We start from the raw sequence: 17,945 nt of genomic DNA, 5'->3' as shown, positions 1-17,945 counted from the left end.
ATGACCTCGATGACAGTTCTCGCAGCGGAGCCGGGCGGACACCCGCTCATCCCCGCTGTCTACGACATCGTCTGGTCGGCAGTCTGCTTCGCTCTCATCTTCCTGGTCTTCTGGAAGGTGCTCCTTCCGAAGTTCCGCACGGTCCTGGACGAGCGCTCCAGCGCCATCCAGGGCGGTATCGAGAAGGCGGAGAAGGTCCAGGCGGAGGCGGACGCCGCCCTCGCCGAGTACCAGAAGCAGCTCGCGGACGGACGTGCAGAAGCCGCCAGGCTCCGGGCTGAGGCCCAGGAGGAGGGCGCGCAGATCATCGCCTCGATGAAGCAGCAGGCCACGGAGGAATCCGAGCGGATCCTCGCGCAGGCCAAGGCGCAGATCGAGGCCGAGCGCCAGTCCGCGATGGTCTCGCTGCGATCGGAGGTGGGCGGTCTCGCGACCGACCTCGCCTCGCGCATCGTGGGTGAGTCGCTGACCGACGACACCCGTTCGGCGAACGTCGTCGACCGCTTCATCGCCGATCTCGAGGCCCAGGCGCCCGCCGCCACGGCCTCCGCCACCAAGGAGTTCTGATGCTCCAGTCGAGCAGGATGTCCCTCCAGCAGGTGCTCGCGCACGTGGACCGCGCCGTCGCCGGCACGTCCGTCGATGAGGCGGTGGGCGAAGGCCTGCTGTCCATCGTCGGCGTGCTGGCGGACGACGTGTCGCTGCGGAAGACGCTCGCGGACGCGGCCGTCGATCCGACGGCGAAGGGTGCGGTCCTCGATCGTCTCTTCGGCACCCGGATCAACGGCGTCTCCGTGGAGATCGCCCGCTCCGCCGCCGGTCACCACTGGGCGCGCACGCAGGACTTCGTCACGGCCCTCGAGGTCGCGGGCGTCACCGCCGTGGCCGCCTCGGCCCAGGCGCAGAGCCGCCTGGGGCGCGTGGAGGAGGAGCTGTTCCGCTTCGCGCGGACCATCGAGACCCACCACGAGCTGGGCTGGGCCCTGGGGTCGGACGGCCCCGCGGACGCCAAGCGCGCGCTGGTGCGGGATCTGCTCGGCTCGACCGCTGCGCAGGAGACTCTGCTCCTCGCTCAGCAGGCTGCGGCACACCCCCGCGGGATCCGCGTGACAGAGGCGCTCGACAACTACGGAGAGGTCCTGGCCGCGCGCCAGCGCCGCTCCGTGGCCGAGGTCGTCGTCGCCCGTCCGCTGACCCCGCAGCAGCAGGAACGTCTCACCCAGTCACTGTCCCGGTCGTACGGCAGGGAGCTCGTGCTCCACGTCCAGGTCGACCCCGACGTCGTCGGCGGTGTTCGGGTGCAGGTCGGCGACGAGGTGATGAGCGGCACGATCGCTGATCGCCTGTCGGACGTCCGCCGTCGACTCACCAGCTGATCGCACCCGGGACAGGGTGCCACGAACAACCGCTGCGACGCGCACGCAGCCTCACGACAAGCAAGGAAGCAGGGAAACCAGATGGCGGAACTGACAATCAGCCCGGATGAGATCCGGGACGCACTGGGGAAGTTCGTCGAGTCGTACTCACCCCAGTCGGGAGACAAGACCGAGGTCGGCACCGTCGTGACCGCGGGAGACGGCATCGCCACGGTGTCCGGTCTGCCCAGCACGATGGCCAACGAGCTGCTCCGTTTCGAGGACGGCACGCTGGGCCTGGCGCAGAACCTCGACGAGCGCACGATCGGCGCCGTCGTCCTGGGTGAGTTCTCCGGCATCGCCGAGGGCCAGCAGGTCTTCCGCACCGGTGAGGTCCTGTCCGTGCCCGTGGGCGACGGCTACCTGGGCCGCGTCGTGAACCCGCTGGGCGAGCCCGTCGACGGACTGGGCGAGATCGCCACCACGGGTCGTCGCGAGATGGAGCTCCAGGCCGCGGGCGTCATGGACCGCAAGGAGGTCAAGGAGCCCATGGAGACCGGGCTCAAGGCCATCGATGCGATGGTCCCGGTGGGCCGCGGCCAGCGCCAGCTCATCATCGGCGACCGCAAGACCGGCAAGACGGCTCTGGCGCTCGACACGATCATCAACCAGAAGGCCAACTGGGAGAGCGGCGACCCCTCCAAGCAGGTGCGTTGCATCTACGTGGCCTGCGGTCAGAAGGGCTCGACCATCGCGTCGGTCCGCCGCTCGCTGGAGGAGAACGGCGCGCTCGAGTACACGACGATCGTGGCCTCGCCCGCGTCCGACCCCGCCGGCTTCAAGTACCTGGCCCCCTACGCGGGTTCCGCGATCGGACAGCACTGGATGTACGAGGGCAAGCACGTCCTCATCGTCTTCGACGATCTGTCCAAGCAGGCCGAGGCGTACCGCGCCATTTCGCTGCTGCTGCGTCGTCCGCCGGGCCGTGAGGCGTACCCCGGCGACGTCTTCTACCTCCATTCCCGTCTGCTGGAGCGCTGCGCGAAGCTGTCGGACGAGCTGGGCGGCGGTTCGATGACGGGTCTGCCGATCATCGAGACCAAGGCGAACGATGTGGGCGCGTTCATCCCCACGAACGTCATCTCCATCACCGACGGCCAGATCTTCCTCCAGTCGGACCTGTTCAACTCGAACCAGCGTCCGGCCGTGGATGTGGGTGTGTCCGTGTCGCGCGTGGGCGGTTCCGCCCAGCGCAAGCCGCTGCGCGGCGTGTCCGGCACGCTGAAGATCTCGCTGGCGCAGTACCGATCGCTCGAGGCGTTCGCGATGTTCGCGTCCGACCTGGACCCGGCGACCCGTCGCCAGCTGGACCGCGGTGCGCGCCTCATGGAGCTGCTCAAGCAGGGACAGTTCGAGCCCATGCCGTCCGAGCGTCAGACGGTCTCCGTCTGGATGGGCTCCGAGGGCCACCTCGACGAGATCCCCGTGGCCGACGTGCTGCGCTTCGAAGCGGAGTTCCACTCCTACCTCGAGCGCAAGACGGACCTGTTCCAGCAGATCGCGGAGCTGAAGGACAAGCTCAGCGGCGATCTGAAGGATGCTCTCGCGACGGCTGTGAACGACTTCAAGAAGGAGTTCCAGGTGTCCGGTGACGGTGTCTCCGCCGGCTCCGAGTCCTCCGCTGCCGCGGATGCCTCGGAGATTGAGCAGGAGCAGATCGTCAAGCAGAAGCGCTGAGGTCGTTCGACGTGCACGCCACGACTGAAAGGAAGTGCTGATGGGAGCACAGCAGCGGGTCTATAAGGCCAAGATCAACTCCACGAGCTCGCTCCGGAAGATCTTCAAGGCCATGGAGCTCATCGCCGCCTCCCGCATCCAGAAGGCGGTCGCCCGCGCGCAATCGGCCAGCCCGTACGCGCGTGAGATCACGCGAGCCGTCTCCGTGGTGGCGACGCAGTCGAACGTCGAGCACACGCTGACCACCGAGCCGGAGACGATCGACCGCGCAGCGGTCGTCGTCATCGGCCCGGACCGGGGCTTCGCAGGCGCCTATTCGGCCAACGTCATCCGTGAGGCGGAGGAGCTCATCGCCCACCTGACGGAGGAGGGCAAGCAGGTCGCCCTCTACACAGTGGGGCGCAAAGCGGAGACCTACTACACGTTCCGCGAGCGTGAGATCGCGCAGGCGTGGACCGGGTTCTCCGAAGCTCCCTCCGGTGCGGATGCGCGGAAGATCGGCGAGACGCTGCTGGAGGCTTTCGAGCTGCCCGCGGCACAGGGCGGGATCGATGAGATCTACCTGGTGTCGACCGTCTACCGCTCCGCCGTCGATCGTCAGCCGGAGTACCGCCGGCTGATCCCGCTCGAGGTCGTGGAGGAGGACGGGGCGGCCGCGCAGGAGCGCGCCGCATCGCAGCCGGACACGGTCTTCCCGCTGTACGAGTTCGAGCCCAGCGCGGAAGAGGTGCTCGACGCACTGCTGCCCCGCTACATCGACGCTCGTATCCAGTCGGCTCTCCTGAGTGCCGCTGCGGCCGAGCAGGCTGCGCGTCAGCAGGCGATGAAGACCGCGACGGACAACGCCGACGACCTCATCAAGACGTACACCCGCCTGGCCAACACGGCCCGACAGGCGGAAATCACCCAGGAGATCTCCGAGATCGTCGGCGGTGTCGACGCTCTTGCGGCCTCCGGCGCCAGCGACTGAGCCTCGCACGGTGAAGAGAGCAGAAGAGAAAGAGAACATGACTGCCACAGTTTCCGAAACCCCCCAGGTCCAGGGGACCATCGGCCGGATCTCGCGCGTCATCGGCGGCGTCGTCGACATCGAGTTCCCGCTCGACGCGGTCCCGACCGTCTACAACGCCCTGACGTCCCAGGTCGAGCTGTCCGAGGGCACGCGTCACATCACGTTCGAGGTCGAGCTGCACCTGGGCAACGGCATCGTCCGTGCCGTGTCGCTCCAGCCCACGGACGGTCTGGTGCGCGGCCAGGAGGTCGTCGACACCGGTGCGCCCATCACGGTGCCGGTGGGTGACGTGACCAAGGGCAAGGTCTTCAGCGTCACGGGTGAGGTCCTCAACACCTCGATGCTGAACGAGCCGTACGAGATCACCGAACGCTGGCCGATCCACCGGGAGGCCCCCAGCTTCGACAAGCTGGAGTCCAAGACGGAGATGTTCGAGACCGGCATCAAGGTCATCGACCTCCTGACGCCGTACGTCCAGGGCGGCAAGATCGGCCTGTTCGGCGGCGCGGGTGTGGGCAAGACCGTCCTCATCCAGGAGATGATCACGCGTGTCGCGCAGGACCACGGCGGTGTGTCCGTGTTCGCCGGAGTCGGTGAGCGCACGCGTGAGGGCAACGACCTCATCTTCGAGATGGAGGAGTCCGGCGTGCTCAAGAACACCGCACTGGTGTTCGGGCAGATGGACGAGCCGTCGGGCACGCGTCTGCGCGTCGCACTGTCGGGCCTGACGATGGCGGAGTACTTCCGCGACGTGCAGAACCAGGACGTGCTCCTGTTCATCGACAACATCTTCCGCTTCACGCAGGCGGGCTCCGAGGTGTCGACGATGCTGGGCCGCATGCCCTCGGCCGTGGGTTACCAGCCCACGCTGGCGGACGAGATGGGTGTGCTCCAGGAGCGCATCACCTCGACCCGCGGCAACTCGATCACCTCGATGCAGGCGATCTACGTGCCCGCGGACGACTACACGGACCCGGCGCCGGCGACCACCTTCGCCCACCTGGACGCGACGACGGAGCTCTCGCGCGATATCGCGTCGCGCGGTCTGTACCCCGCCGTCGACCCGCTGGCCTCGTCGTCGCGCATCCTCGACCCGCTGTACGTGGGTCAGGACCACTACGACACTGCCGTGCGCGTCAAGCAGATCCTGCAGAAGAACAAGGAGCTGCAGGACATCATCGCGATCCTGGGTGTGGACGAGCTGTCCGAGGAGGACAAGGTGGTCGTCCACCGCGCCCGCCGCATCGAGCAGTTCCTCTCGCAGAACACCTACACGGCCCTGCAGTTCACGGGCGTCGAGGGATCCACGGTGTCCCTCAAGGACGCGGTCGAGGGCTTCAAGGGCATATGCGACGGCGACTTCGACCACATCCCGGAGCAGGCGTTCTTCAACGTCGGCCCCATCGACGACGTGCTGCGCAACTACGATCAGCTCCAGAAGGAGTCCTGACCGATGGCCGCGCTGTCAGTCGTCGTCGTCTCCGCCGACCGTGAGGTCTGGTCGGGCGAGGCCACCCGCGTGGTGGCCCGCACGACCGAGGGCGAGATCGGCATCCTCGCCGGCCACGAGCCCCTGCTGGGGCTCGTGGCCGGCGGAGAGGTCCGCATCCTCACGACGGAGGGTTCGACGGTCCGCGCGCAGGCCGACGGCGGCTTCCTGTCCGTTGCGAACGATCGTGTCTCCGTGGTCGCGGACGCGGCCAGCATCGTGGGCTGAGAGTTCCGGGGTAGCCGCGACGTGCTCGCATCCGTTCTGCTGATCCTTCTGCTCTCGTCAGTGGGTGCGGCTGCGATCGTCGTCGTGCTCTTCACCGTCAGGCGCCGGTCGCTCACTCGAGCGGCCGGCGCCTTCGACTGCTCTGCGGAGATGCCGGGCAAGCCCGGGGTCTGGCGGTTGGGCGTCGCCGTCTTCGGGGTGACCGCACTGGACTGGTACCCGGTCTTCAGCCTCCGCCCCCACCCCAGCCACATGCTTCCGCGGTCGGACCTGGAGATCATCGACCGGGGGAGGCCCACAGAGTCGGAGCAGTACTCGCTTCTGCCCGACGCGCAGGTCATCGTGTGCCGCTACGACATGTATCGCGGCGCACCCCGGACGATCCGGATGGCACTGGATCCGGAGGCGCTGTCCGGCTTCGCCTCCTGGTTGGAATCCGCGCCCCCGGGCGCCAATCACACGATGGGACGGTTCACGTGAGTCAGGTCTTCGTCATCGAAGGGCCCACCTCCCTGCAGGGCGAGGTGACGGTGCGGGGCGCGAAGAACTCCGTCCTCAAGCTCATGGCCGCGACACTGCTGGCGCCCGGGGTCTCGACCGTTTCGAACGTGCCGGACATCGCGGACGTGCGCATCATGTGCGAGCTGCTGAGTCGGCTGGGCTGCGGCATCGACTACGACGCGGCCGGCGGCACGGTCCGCATCGACGTTCCGGCCGCACCCGGCACCACAGCGGACTACGAGCTGGTCCGGCTCATGCGCGCCTCGATCTCAGTCCTGGGTCCCCTCGTGGGTCGCATGCACGCGGCCGAGGTCGCGGTCCCCGGCGGCGACGCGATCGGCTCCCGCGGCCTCGACATGCACCAGAGGGGCCTCGAGCAGCTGGGCGCGCAGGTCTCGCTGGACCACGGATACTTCGTGGCGCGGGCACCGCGCGGACTCACCGGCGCGGACATCGCGCTGCCGTTCCCGTCCGTGGGCGCGACGGAGAACCTCGTCATGGCGGCCGTCCTGGCCGACGGGGTCACGACGATCGAGAACGTGGCGAAGGAGCCGGAGATCGTCGACATCTGCACGATGCTCGTGGAGATGGGGGCGCGGATCGAGGGCATCGGCTCGTCGCGCCTGGTCGTGACCGGCGTCCCGGAGCTGCACCCGGTGGCCCACCGCTGCGTGGGGGACCGCATCGTGGCCGGCACCTGGGCCTTCGCCTCCGCCGTGACCGCGGGCGACGTGACGGTGCGCGGCGTGGGGCTGGACATCCTGCCCAACGTCGTCGACAAGCTGCTGGAGTCCGGGGCGCAGGTGACCGCGATCGAGGACGAGGACCCCGCGCGTGCAGGGTTCCGCGTCGTGGGTCCCGCACGTCCGCAGCCCATCCGCGTCTCGACCCTGCCCTATCCCGGGTTCCCCACGGACCTGCAGCCGTTCGTCATCGCGCTCAACGCGTGCGCGGACGGTGTGGGGCTGCTGACGGAGAACCTGTTCGAGGCCCGCTGGAGGTTCGTCAACGAGCTGTCACGGCTGGGCGCGCAGGTGAGCATCGACGGGAACCACGCCCTCGTCACCGGTGTCGATTCGCTGTCCGGTGCGGAGGTGGAAGCGAGCGACATCCGTGCGGGTGCGGGCCTCGTCGTCGCGGGTCTGATCGCGACGGGCACGACCGAGGTGTCCGGCATCGATCACATCGAGCGCGGCTACGAGCACTTCGTGGAGAAGCTCACGGGGCTGGGCGCGACCATCTCACGCGTGGAGAAGCCGGACCCCGTCATCCTCCGCTGACCGGTGACGATCCTCCGCTGACCGCCGGTGTCGCGGTCCGCGGGGCTCAGAACAGGCGGGTCTCCGGGTCGTCCATGCCGCGCAGTGCGTCGTAGTCGAGGACGACGCACCGGATCCCGCGGTCCTGGGCCAGGGTTCGCGCCTGCGGCTTGATCTCCTGCGCGGCGAAGACGCCGGTGACCGGAGCCAGCTGCGGATCGCGATTCATGAGGTCCAGGTAGCGGGTGAGCTGCTCGACGCCGTCGATGCCGCCGCGCCGCTTGATCTCGACCGCGATCGAGGCGCCTGCGGAGTCGCGGGCCAGGATGTCCACGGGGCCGATCGCCGTCATGTACTCGCGACGGATCGTCGTGTAGCCCTCGCCCAGGGTCTCGATGTGCTGCGCCAGGAGCTCCTGCAGGTGCGCCTCGACGCCGTCCTTCACGAGGCCGGGGTCGGTGCCCAGATCGTGCGAGACCTCCTCGAGGACCTCGCTGATGGAGATGACGAGGGAGTCGTCCGTCTTCGTCTGCCGGACCGTCCAGATCTCCGTGAATCCCGCCTGGGCCTGGTCGTCGCTGGGTTCGCCCACACTGAGCGTGCATGGCGGCGACATCCAGTTGAGGGGCTTGTACGACCCGCCGTCCGAGTGGACGAGGACGCTGCCGTCCGCCTTGAGCATGAGGACCCTGGTGGCCAGGGGCAGATGCGCGGACAGCCGTCCCGCATAGTCGACCTGGCACTTCGCAATCACGACTCGCACAGGCGTCCACTGTACGTGAGACACTGGCGGCATGCCACGCTCGTCCTCGTCCCGTCGCTCCAACAAGTGGCAGAGGCCCATGAGGGATCTGTCAGCTGGGTTCTCGACACGTCGTCGCGTCGACGACGATCGCGACGGACAGTGGATCGTCCAGGAGACGCGGGGCTCCACGTCCGGCAAGACGTACGTGTGCCCGGGCTGCGGGCAGTCATTGCCGGCGTCCGCGCCCCACACGATCGCGTGGCGGGAGTCCGCCGCCTACGGGATCGGCACCGGCCCGGAAGCGCGCAGGCACTGGCACACCCACTGCTTCCGCGGCCGGCGCCGCTGACCGCCTCAGCGCAGGCGGTTCGTCGGATTGCCCCGACCGCGCAGCGTGGAGGCGCCGCGGCCGCCCCGCGGGGAGCCGGAGGCCTGCTGACCGGACCCCTGCTGCGCTGACTGATCCTCGGCTGCTCCGTCCTCTGCTGACCCGTCCGTCGACGAGTCCGCCTCGTCCGTCTCCGTCGAGTCGTCCTGTGCGGACCCGTCGGCGCTGCTGACCTCAGCAGTGTCCTGCTGGGCTGTGTCGTCGTCGGTCGCCTCGGTCTCCGCGGCCTCGGCGTCCTCGCCCGAGGCCGTCGTCACGTCCGCTGCACCGGCATCATCCGTCCGGTCGGCTTCGTCCTCGCCCGCGAGGGCCTCGAGTTCATCCTTGTCCGCGATCTTCTCCGTGGGCACGGCACCGGCGGCGACGCGCTCGGGGCTGGGAGCATGCGGCTCCTCAGTGGCGGGGAGCAGGCCGGGGGTGGCGAACATCGAGCGCAGCTGGTCCAGCTGGGCCGCGATCGTCTTGCGCTGCTTCGTCAGCAGGTCGACCTGGGACTGTGCGGCCTGGATGTTGCGGCGGGACTCCGCCTGCGACTCCTCGATCGTCGCCTCTGCTGTCGAGCGGGCCTCGCTGATGAGCGTCTGCGCGCGCTTCTTGCCGTCGGCGATGATCGTGTCCGCCTGCTCGACCGCTTCGGTGCGCGTTTTCTCAGCCTGCTCGGAGACGGACTTGGCCTCCGCCTCAGCCTTCGCCGCGCGGTCCTGTGCCTCCTTGACGAGGCGATCGTTCTCCTTCTTGGAGGCCTCGTAGCGCTCCTTCTCCGCCTTCTCGAACTCGCTGCGCTTCGTCGCGAGCTCCAGGTCGAGGGCCTCGGAGGTCTTCTTCGACTCGTCCTCGCGGGTCTGGGCCTGTGCCAGCAGCGCGTCCGCGGACTCCTTCGCCTCCGCTCGCAGCGTGTCCGCCTCCTGCTGAGCGGTCGTGCGGATCTCGTCCGCCTCCTTCTTCGCGTCGCTGCGGAGGCGGGCGACCTCCTCCTCTGCCGCCGCGCGCTGTGCGGCGAGGTCGCGGGTGAGGGACTCGCGGGAGTCCGATGCAGCGGCCTCGGCGTCGCTGCGGAGGCGGGCGGCCTCGCGTTCGGCGGCCTCGAGGGTCTCCTTCGCCTTCTTCTCCGCCGCCGTGATGGTCTCCGAGGCGCGCAGCTCGGCGGAGGACGTGATCGCCTCCGCCTCCGAGCGTGCACCGCTCAGGGTGTCGTCGGACTCCGTGCGCATGCGGGCGCGCTGGCCGGCGGCATCCGCGCGGGCCTTGTTCCGGATGGTCTCCGCGTCCGCCGTGGCCTGCGCGAGCGTCTCGCGGGCCTGCGACTCCGCGATCTTGAGGAGGTGGTCGATGCGGGTGCCGGGTGCGCTGTCCGCGTCCGCCTGGCTGCTGGTGGCCTTCTTGAGCTGCTGCTTCGCCTCCGAGAGCTCGCCGGCGACCTGCAGCTTCGCGCGATCGGCGCTGATGACCTGACTGCGCGCGTCCTTGAGCGCCTTGCGCAGGGACTCGATCTCCTTCTTGAGCTGCCCGATGCGGGTGTCGACTTCACTCTTCTCGTACCCGCGCATCGCCGTGCGGAACTCTTCTGGAGGCGTCACTGAGGCTCTCCCATCCTTCTTCTGCTCTGGGACTGTCCGATCGTCTTCGGCTCCACTCTAATGCCACCGGTCCGGTGCGGACAGGCGAAGCGGGCGCCTGCGGAGGTGTCCCAGTGACCTCGGAGGCGGCGGGCTTCGATAGGGTGGGGGCGATGTGCGATCTGCACCACATGCATCGACGTGCACCACATCCCAACAGGTGTGCACGACATCCACGAGGAGGAGACATGTCCGAAGCCGTCATCGTCGCAGGGTCGCGAACACCGTTCGGGAAGATGTCCGGGGCGCTGGGGAGCCTCAGCGCGGTCGATCTGGGTGCGGAGGCGATCAAGGGCGCGCTCGCGCGGTCCGGCGTGAAGCCGGAACAGGTCGAGCACGTCATCATGGGACAGGTCCTGCAGGCGGGCCTGGGGCAGGGTCCGGCGCGCCAGGCGGCCGTCAAGGCCGGGATCCCCATGAGCGTCAACTCGATCACGATCAACAAGCTGTGCCTGTCCGGCATCAACGCGATCACCCAGGCGGCCATGCTGGTGCGCGCCGGTGAGTACGACATCGTCGTGGCCGGCGGTCAGGAGTCGATGACGAACGCACCGCACATGCTGGAGAAGTCGCGTGCCGGCTACAAGTACGGCACGGTCCAGGTGCGCGATCACATGGACTACGACGGCCTGTGGGACGCCTTCACGGACCAGGCGATGGGCGGCCTCACGGAGTCCGCGAACGACGAGGACGACCCGCAGCGCTCCTTCACCCGTGAGCAGCAGGACGCGTTCGCGGTGGCTTCGCACCAGCGCGCGGCCGCGGCGCAGGAGGCCGGTCGCTTCGCGGACGAGATCACCCCGGTGACCATCTCCTCCCGCAAGGGCGATGTGACTGTCGAGGTCGACGAGGGCGTCCGTGCGGACTCGTCGCTCGAGTCGATGGGCAAGCTGCGTCCCGCGTTCCGCAAGGACGGGTCGATCACCGCGGCGAATGCGTCGCAGATCTCCGATGGCGCGGTCGCGGTCGTCGTCGCCTCGCGGGCGAAGGCGGAGGAGCTGGGGCTGCCGATCCTCGCGGAGATCGGTGCGCACGCGTGGACGGCGGGTCCGGACTCGACGCTGCAGCACCAGCCGTCGCAGGCGATCCGCGCGGCGGCCGAGCGTGCCGGCGTCGCGGCCGATTCCTTCGACCTCTACGAGATCAACGAGGCGTTCGCGGCCGTGGGCCTCGCCTCGACGGCGGACCTGGGCGTGGATCCGGAGAAGGTGAACGTCAACGGAGGTGCGATCGCGCTGGGTCACCCGATCGGGGCCTCGGGCGCCCGTATCGCGCTGGATCTGGCACTGGAGCTCCAGCGCCGTGGCGGCGGCACGGGTGTCGCCGCGCTGTGCGGCGGCGGCGGCCAGGGCGACGCCCTCGTCCTCACCGTGCCGAAGGCGTGATCGACGATGCTGCTCGCTTTCTCAGTCGCCCCGTCCGGCGGGGCCGACCCGGCCGGTGACGGAGGCGTCCACGACGCCGTCGCCGCCGCCGTCGAGGTCGTGCGGGCCTCCGGCCTCCCGCACCGCACCGATTCCATGTTCACGACGATCGAGGGGGAGTGGGACGAGGTCTTCGCCGTCGTGAAGGCCGCGACCGAGGCCGTGGCCGCCTTCGGTCCCCGGGTCTCCCTGGTCATGAAGGCGGACATCCGCCCGGGCCGCACGGGTGAGCTGGACGGCAAGCTCGAGCGGCTCGAACAGGCGATCGAGCGCCAGGACCAGTAGGCGCCACACCGGTCGCCAACGACGGGCGCATGTCCACGGCCTCCCGTGGACATGCGCCCGTCGCACGTGCGGCGCTAGAATGCTGGGTGGCCGCCTGCGCGCGGCACGCCTCCATAGCTCAATGGATAGAGCAACGGCCTTCTAATCCGTAGGTTGCAGGTTCGAGTCCTGCTGGGGGCACCAGCGGGTCAGTCCCGCTCGTCCGCGGGATCCGCTGACAGCGGTAGCCCCGCCTCCGCCCACGCCTCTGCACCGCCGATCAGGTCGGTGGCCCGGTGCAGTCCCATGTGGCGCAGATTCCACGCCGCCAGAGAGGACGAGTATCCGTGGCGGCAGATCAGGATCCATCTCTCATCCCAGGAGGTGGCCACGCGGATCAGGAAATATCCGCGACCACACCGGCGATCCGGGACGGGTGGCGGTCGGCCGTGCCGGATCTGAGGGTCGATGAGGTGTGCGGCTGCGGACAGTGCCCCAGCATCTCCCTCATCGCAGATCACAGTCCCGCTTCGTGCGGTGAGGGCGGGCGGACCGTCGTCACTGCGTTCCTCGACGACGCACTGGTGATCCTGTTCGTGGACGGCGGGGTCCCGTCGTACCTGGAGCTGGCACCGTTGGACGACTCGACCGTCTACACGGAGTTCCCGGATGCATCCGCTCTGGAGTTCTGACGCGGGGGACGTGCGACGAGAGACTGCGGTCCCTGCCGTGACTCTCAGCATGTCTCAAGGTCCACGGCGTGGTGAGTGGAGGATCGGCGCCACGGCAGACAGGATGGACACGTGGAACCCCGTCCTGTGACTGAGACCGTCGGCACCGGAGCCGCGCCCGCGCTCTCGGAGCTGCTGCGCCGCATCGGCGAGGTGCGCCTGCCGCTCGAGACCGCGGATGTCGCGGAGGGCCGAGCCCTGCAGCGCTCCCTGTCCCACCAGATCGACGACTACCTGCTGCCGCGCGTCCAGGCCCCGGACGCGCCCCTGCTGGTCGTGATCGGCGGGTCCACCGGTGCGGGCAAGTCCACCCTCGTCAACTCGATCCTGCGTCGGCAGGTGACGCAGGCCGGCGTCCTGCGTCCCACCACGACGTCGCCCGTCCTCGTGCACCACCCGGACGACGAGGAGCACTTCCGATCGGACCGTGTGCTGCCGGGCTTCGCGCGGGTCACGCGCGAGGAGACGCAGCTGGACAAGCCGCAGCTGCGCCTCGTGGCCGACGAGGCCGTCCCGCGCGGAGTCGCCCTGCTCGACTCCCCGGACATCGACTCCGTCATGGAGTCCAACCGACTGATGGCCCGCCAGCTGCTGGCGGCCGCGGACCTGTGGCTCTTCGTCACGACTGCGGCCCGCTACGCGGACGCGGTCCCGTGGACACTGCTGACGGACGCCCAGGAGCGCGGCACGACCATCGCCCTCGTCCTCGACCGGGTGCCGGGCGAGGCCAACCGCGAGGTCCGTCGTCACCTCACCGAACTGCTGAGCGGTGCGGGCCTGGGGTCCTCTCCGGTGTTCACGGTGCCGGAGGTCCCGCTGGAGGACGGACTGCTGCCCCAGGCCGCGGTCTTCACCCTCACGTCGTGGATCCTCAACCTGGGACGCAGCGATGCGGCGCGCGCCCGCGTCGTCCAGAAGACACTGGTGGGCGCGCTCGCGTCCGTGCCCCCGCGGGTCGAGGATCTGGCGCGCCATGCGGAGGAGCAGGAGGAGCTCCACACCCGCCTGACCGGCGTCGTGGATGAGACGTTCGCGCACTCGATCGCCGCGCTGGAGGATTCGCTGGCCGACGGCCGCGTGCTGCGCGGCGAGGTGCTGGCCCGCTGGCAGGACTTCGTGGGCGGCGGGCAGTTCTTCCGCGGACTCGAGCCCACGGTCGCCCGCCTGCGCGACCGCATCACCGCCGCCGTCACCGGTCGTCGCGACACCGCGGAACCGCTGGAGCAGGCGATCGAGCAGAGCGTCGCGTACCTCATCCGCGAGCAGGCGGTCCACGCGGTCACGGAGACGCGCATGCGCTGGGAGGACTCGCCCGCAGGTGCGCACCTCATCGAGCAGGGCAGTACGGCCGGAGCGCAGTTCCGCGTGCCCGCGGATTTCGACGCGCGCGTGGGCCGGGCGATCGCGACCTGGTCATCGGGCGTGAATGAGCTGGTGCGGGACGTGGGGCAGTCGAAGCGGGCGAAGGCGCGCATCCTCTCCTTCGGCGTCAACGGCGTGGGCGCCGTCCTCATGCTCGCGGCGTTCGCCGGCACCGGCGGACTCACCGGGGCGGAGGTGGGCATCGCCGGCACGACCGCGGTGGTCGCGGGGAAGCTGCTCGACACGATCTTCGGGGACCAGGTGACACGGGATCTGGCCGCTCAGGTGCGCACACGACTGGTGGACGCGGCGCAGGAGCTGGTGGGCTCGTGCCGCGCTCCCTTCGACGAATCGCTCACTGCCGTGCACGTCCCGGCCCGTCAGGGCGGCGCACTGCGACGCAGCGGCCACGCACTCGAGGAGGCACTGGGATGACGCACACGCCCCCTGCAGACGCACCCGCCACGCACGCAGATCCCCTCCACACGGAGCTGCGCAGGCTCACCGACGGCCTGCGCACCGCACTGGAGCTGGGCGGAGACACCCTGCGACAGGAGACGGTCCAGGACGCGCAGGCGCTGCTGGACCGCGTCGACCAGCGGATGCGCCTGGGCGAGGAGCACACGGTCGTCGCCTTCGCCGGTTCCACGGGCTCCGGCAAGTCGTCGCTCTTCAACGCCGTCGCGGGACTCGAGATCGCGCGCGTGGGCGTCCGTCGCCCCACCACGTCGAAGCCCACCGCCTGTGTGTGGGGCAGCGGCGGCGAGGAGATCCTCGACTGGCTGGACGTGCCGGTGCAGAGCCGCTCGTGGCGCGAGTCCGCGCTGGACGGCGACGACCAGTCCGCGTTGCACGGCCTGGTGCTGGTCGACCTGCCGGACCACGACTCGACCGCGGTCGAGCACCGGCTCGAGTCCGACCGGATGGTGGGCCTGGTCGACGTGGTGTTCTGGGTGGTCGATCCCCAGAAGTACGCCGACTACTCGCTGCACTCCGGATACCTCTCCTCGTTCGCCGAGCACAGCACCGCCATGGTGTTCGTGCTCAACCAGATCGACCGGATCGCCCCGGAGGATCGGGATTCGGCGGTCCAGCACTTCACCTCGCTGCTCGCAGCGGACGGGATCCCGGACGCCCGGGTGCGCCCGGCCTCGGCGGTCACGCGCGAGGGCGTGGCGGACCTGCGCGGAATCCTCGCGGAGACCGTCGCCGCCAAGCGCGCGGTGACGGAGCGCCTGCTGGCGGACGTGCGCACGATCAACGCCCAGGTGCGCGCGGAGATCGGCGACCCGCCGCAGGGAGTGGCCGACATCCGTGGCGCGCAGGACCTGGTGAGCGCGATGGTCGACGCCGCCGGTGTCGACGCGATGGCCCAGACGGTCCACGACGATCACCTGCGCCGGGCGTACAAGCGCACCGCCTACCCCGTCTTCGCCTGGATGCAGCGGTCGAAGGCCGATCCGCTGGGCTCGAAGCACGGTGCGGACCGGGACGATCTGGTGCGCGCGGCGGCTCCCGAGGTGACGCTGGCGCAGCGGGCCCGGGTGAGCCTGGCCGCGCACGACCTCGTCGACACCGCGGTCTCCGGCATGCCCGCGGTCTGGCGCAACCGCGTGGCCCGCGAGGAGCGCACCAGTGCGGAGGCGCTGGCGGAGAACCTGGACGAGGCCATCACCGCGGTCGAGGTGCCGCGCATGCAGCCGGGCTGGTGGACCGCGGCGGGCATCCTGCAGATGCTCTTCCTCATCGCCACCTGTCTGGGACTGGTCTGGCTGGTCCTGCAGATCCTCGCGATCCTGGGGTTGGGTCTCGAAGCCGGGCCGCTGCTCTGGGCCGCTCCGGCCGTCCTCCTGGTCGGGGGAGTGGTGGGCTCCTTCCTCGTGTCGTCGTGGGCCTCGCGCAAGCGCCAGCAGGGTGCGCGGGAGGCGTCCGCGGACATCACCCAGCGCCTGCAGGCAGCGATCCGGAGCACGGCGGAGAGCTCGTTCCTGGAACCCATCACCGCTGTGGTCGACGAGCACCGCCGCATCCACGACGGGCTGAGCTGACCGCTGCCCGGTCCCGAGGCCGGGGTCGGGACCGTCTCCACGCCGCGGTCGACGTGCTGGTCGGCTGGAACAGCAGCTGAGCACCTGAGCAGCTGAGCGGCTGTGCGTCACAGTCGCCGCCGCCACGTGACCGTGCCGCGCGCGGCCGACTGTGCAGGACATCCCACGGGTCCACAGCCCGTGCCTCCCGTTGAGCACCGTGCCCGGAACCGGTGGAGTTATTCCCACGATCGGACGGGACCTCCCCGTCCGTCGGAGGGAAGGACAGCGGCATGAAGATCACGAATGTCTTCGTCGGAACCGTCGGCCAGGACCCCCGCTCGGGGTCGTTCGAGGACGGCCGCGCATGGGCGAACCTGCGCATCGCGGTCAACCACGACTACTTCAACGGCGCCACCGGCGAGGTCGTCAACCGCGGCGTCAGCTGGTTCGACGTGAGTGCGTACGGCGCACTGGCGCGCAATGTCGGCTTCTCCGTCCGGAAGGGCGACAGCATCATCGTCGTGGGCGAGCTGCGCCTGCGCGACTGGGAGAAGGAGGGGCGGACCGGGACCAGCGGCACCATCATCGCGGACGTCGTGGGCCCCAACCTGCTGTTCGGGGTCGCGAAGTACACCCGCTCCTCCTCTCTCAATCCCGATGCCCCGGCCGGTGAGGCCGGTGACGGGGAAGGCCGCCGCGGACAGAATCGGAACGGGGGAGAGAACGGCGCCTGGGATCTGGGCCCGTCGCAGTCCTCGACGCCCGGCCCCGCTGCACCTGCCGTCCCACCGTCCCCTTCCGCATCGCCCGCGCCGCCCACCGGTGACGATGAACCGCGCGAGCCGGCGATGGCGGGAGCACCCGCAGGAGTCGACGCGGACGGCGACGACGGTGAACCGGGGACCGCGGGCGACGGTCCGCCGTTCTGAACCTCAGCGGCTCCTGGGGGCGACGGAGACGGTGGTTCGAGCAGGAAGGCGGGGCCGCACACGCGGTGCGCACGAGTACGTGGGGCCGGCGCCCTCCCGCTAGAGTGGGATCCGCGCCCCGCCCACCGGAAGGATCCACATGGCTCGTGTGCCCCGCCTCCTCGCCGTCGTCAGCACCTCCGCACTGCTGCTGACGGGGTGCTCCCTCTTCGAGCGCGAGCCCAACGAGCCCGAGGTCGTCGAGTCGGAGGAGCCAGCGGTCGTGGACGAGGTGGCGGCGCTGCTGGAGCCCCTGCTGGGCGGCGAGGAGTCGCTGCCCACGTCCCAGGAGGTCTTCGAGACGCTCATGGACGCGGGCTACTCGGAGGACCAGCTGGAGGCGACGCAGGATGCGACCCCGCTGGACACTGGTGTGTCCTCGAAGATGTTCGCGGTGCTCGTCGACGAGGGGTGCGTGGTGGGTGAGATCCGCGAGGGCGAGGTGATGGCGCGCCTCATGCCGCCGTCGGAGTCGACGGGCACGTGCCTGTACGGCAACGTCGAACGGCCGGAGGGTGCACCGGAGCCCAGCGGTGAACCGCGCGACGAGGACGGCGACGACAACGGTGCCGGCCACATCCCGGGCGAGGACTTCTCGCGGCAGGACGAGGGCTCCGAGGACGGCGACACCGGTGATTCGGGCGATTCCGGCGACAGCGGATCCGGCGACTCGGGCGCGGAGGACGGCGGTGGCGACACCGGCGGGGGCGACTCGGGTTCCGGCGACTCCGGAGACGGCTCCGGCGACGCGGGGCTGGGCGGCAACTGAGCACCTGATCCCGGGTCGCGGGGGAGGAACCCGCGGAATGGTCCGCGGACGTCCGGCGCTATAGGCT

General features: G+C 69.8%; 19 protein-coding genes and 1 tRNA gene. 17 read left to right on the top strand and 3 right to left on the bottom strand.

Annotation, left to right across the window (positions count from 1 at the left end; translation table 11 throughout):
• The 8 genes from HGBR_RS02765 to murA all read left to right on the top strand — a co-directional run bounded on the left by HGBR_RS02765 (position 1) and on the right by murA (position 7,602).
• A complete protein-coding gene (locus tag HGBR_RS02765; protein WP_019157798.1) occupies positions 1–567 on the top strand; it encodes a F0F1 ATP synthase subunit B in 567 nt (188 codons plus the stop codon).
• On the top strand, positions 567–1,376 hold the full coding sequence (locus HGBR_RS02760) for a F0F1 ATP synthase subunit delta (RefSeq protein ID WP_019157797.1): 810 nt from the start codon (positions 567–569) through the stop codon (positions 1,374–1,376). The genes HGBR_RS02765 and HGBR_RS02760 overlap by 1 nt, the downstream gene beginning before the upstream one ends.
• An 81-nt stretch (positions 1,377–1,457) precedes the next feature.
• Positions 1,458–3,092, top strand: coding sequence for a F0F1 ATP synthase subunit alpha (gene atpA / locus HGBR_RS02755; protein WP_019157796.1), 1,635 nt, complete (start codon positions 1,458–1,460; stop codon positions 3,090–3,092).
• 40 nt (positions 3,093–3,132) lie between these two features.
• Positions 3,133–4,062, top strand: a complete 930-nt coding sequence (locus tag HGBR_RS02750; RefSeq protein WP_019157795.1) for a F0F1 ATP synthase subunit gamma — start codon at positions 3,133–3,135, stop codon at positions 4,060–4,062.
• A gap of 37 nt (positions 4,063–4,099) precedes the next feature.
• A complete protein-coding gene (atpD, locus tag HGBR_RS02745; protein ID WP_019157794.1) occupies positions 4,100–5,554 on the top strand; it encodes a F0F1 ATP synthase subunit beta in 1,455 nt (484 codons plus the stop codon).
• Between the two features lie 3 nt (positions 5,555–5,557).
• Complete coding sequence (locus HGBR_RS02740) at positions 5,558–5,821, top strand: F0F1 ATP synthase subunit epsilon (RefSeq protein WP_019157793.1); 264 nt, start codon at positions 5,558–5,560, stop codon at positions 5,819–5,821.
• 21 nt (positions 5,822–5,842) lie between these two features.
• Positions 5,843–6,301 (top strand): DUF2550 domain-containing protein, encoded by a 459-nt coding sequence (locus tag HGBR_RS02735; RefSeq protein WP_019157792.1) that lies wholly within the window; start codon positions 5,843–5,845, stop codon positions 6,299–6,301.
• Positions 6,298–7,602 (top strand): UDP-N-acetylglucosamine 1-carboxyvinyltransferase, encoded by a 1,305-nt coding sequence (murA, locus tag HGBR_RS02730; protein ID WP_019157791.1) that lies wholly within the window; start codon positions 6,298–6,300, stop codon positions 7,600–7,602. Before HGBR_RS02735 ends, murA begins: the two co-directional genes overlap by 4 nt.
• 46 nt (positions 7,603–7,648) lie before the next feature.
• On the opposite strand, the gene nucS is transcribed toward murA, so the two are convergent.
• Positions 7,649–8,344, bottom strand: coding sequence for an endonuclease NucS (nucS, locus tag HGBR_RS02725; protein WP_019157790.1), 696 nt, complete (start codon positions 8,342–8,344; stop codon positions 7,649–7,651).
• Positions 8,345–8,375: 31 nt separating this feature from the next.
• Between nucS and HGBR_RS02720 the strand changes: the two genes are divergently transcribed.
• Positions 8,376–8,675, top strand: coding sequence for a hypothetical protein (locus tag HGBR_RS02720; protein WP_026077275.1), 300 nt, complete (start codon positions 8,376–8,378; stop codon positions 8,673–8,675).
• 5 nt (positions 8,676–8,680) lie between these two features.
• On the opposite strand, the gene HGBR_RS02715 is transcribed toward HGBR_RS02720, so the two are convergent.
• Complete coding sequence (locus HGBR_RS02715) at positions 8,681–10,291, bottom strand: coiled-coil domain-containing protein (RefSeq protein WP_019157788.1); 1,611 nt, start codon at positions 10,289–10,291, stop codon at positions 8,681–8,683.
• A gap of 227 nt (positions 10,292–10,518) precedes the next feature.
• On the opposite strand from HGBR_RS02715, the gene HGBR_RS02710 reads away from it, so the two are divergent.
• The 3 genes from HGBR_RS02710 to HGBR_RS02700 all read left to right on the top strand — a co-directional run bounded on the left by HGBR_RS02710 (position 10,519) and on the right by HGBR_RS02700 (position 12,222).
• Entirely contained in the window at positions 10,519–11,715 is a 1,197-nt protein-coding gene (locus HGBR_RS02710; protein ID WP_019157787.1) for an acetyl-CoA C-acetyltransferase, read from the top strand.
• Positions 11,716–11,721: 6 nt separating this feature from the next.
• Positions 11,722–12,039, top strand: coding sequence for a thiamine-binding protein (locus HGBR_RS02705; protein ID WP_019157786.1), 318 nt, complete (start codon positions 11,722–11,724; stop codon positions 12,037–12,039).
• Between the two features lie 107 nt (positions 12,040–12,146).
• Positions 12,147–12,222, top strand: a tRNA-Arg gene (locus tag HGBR_RS02700).
• Between the two features lie 5 nt (positions 12,223–12,227).
• Here the strand turns inward: HGBR_RS02700 and HGBR_RS21070 are convergent.
• Positions 12,228–12,539 (bottom strand): rhodanese-like domain-containing protein, encoded by a 312-nt coding sequence (locus HGBR_RS21070; RefSeq protein ID WP_342626199.1) that lies wholly within the window; start codon positions 12,537–12,539, stop codon positions 12,228–12,230.
• Here HGBR_RS21070 and HGBR_RS16150 point away from each other — a divergent pair.
• The 5 genes from HGBR_RS16150 to HGBR_RS20300 all read left to right on the top strand — a co-directional run bounded on the left by HGBR_RS16150 (position 12,468) and on the right by HGBR_RS20300 (position 17,878).
• Complete coding sequence (locus tag HGBR_RS16150; protein ID WP_147522139.1) at positions 12,468–12,710, top strand: hypothetical protein; 243 nt, start codon at positions 12,468–12,470, stop codon at positions 12,708–12,710. The genes HGBR_RS21070 and HGBR_RS16150 overlap by 72 nt on opposite strands.
• A 126-nt stretch (positions 12,711–12,836) precedes the next feature.
• Positions 12,837–14,546 carry a dynamin family protein gene (locus tag HGBR_RS02685; RefSeq protein WP_019157783.1) on the top strand — a complete coding sequence of 570 codons (1,710 nt, stop codon included), beginning with the start codon at positions 12,837–12,839 and terminating at the stop codon, positions 14,544–14,546.
• Positions 14,543–16,159 (top strand): GTPase, encoded by a 1,617-nt coding sequence (locus tag HGBR_RS02680; protein ID WP_019157782.1) that lies wholly within the window; start codon positions 14,543–14,545, stop codon positions 16,157–16,159. The genes HGBR_RS02685 and HGBR_RS02680 overlap by 4 nt, the downstream gene beginning before the upstream one ends.
• Positions 16,160–16,431: 272 nt before the next feature.
• Positions 16,432–17,070, top strand: coding sequence for a single-stranded DNA-binding protein (locus HGBR_RS18630; RefSeq protein WP_019157781.1), 639 nt, complete (start codon positions 16,432–16,434; stop codon positions 17,068–17,070).
• 139 nt (positions 17,071–17,209) lie between these two features.
• Complete coding sequence (locus HGBR_RS20300) at positions 17,210–17,878, top strand: DUF6993 domain-containing protein (RefSeq protein ID WP_019157780.1); 669 nt, start codon at positions 17,210–17,212, stop codon at positions 17,876–17,878.
• Positions 17,879–17,945 lie beyond the last annotated feature (67 nt).

The sequence above is a fragment of the Brevibacterium senegalense genome (assembly GCF_000285835.1).
Classification (GTDB): domain Bacteria; phylum Actinomycetota; class Actinomycetes; order Actinomycetales; family Brevibacteriaceae; genus Brevibacterium; species Brevibacterium senegalense.
The sequence above is the reverse complement of the archived record's forward strand: the minus strand, read 5'-3'. Positions and strand labels throughout refer to the sequence as shown.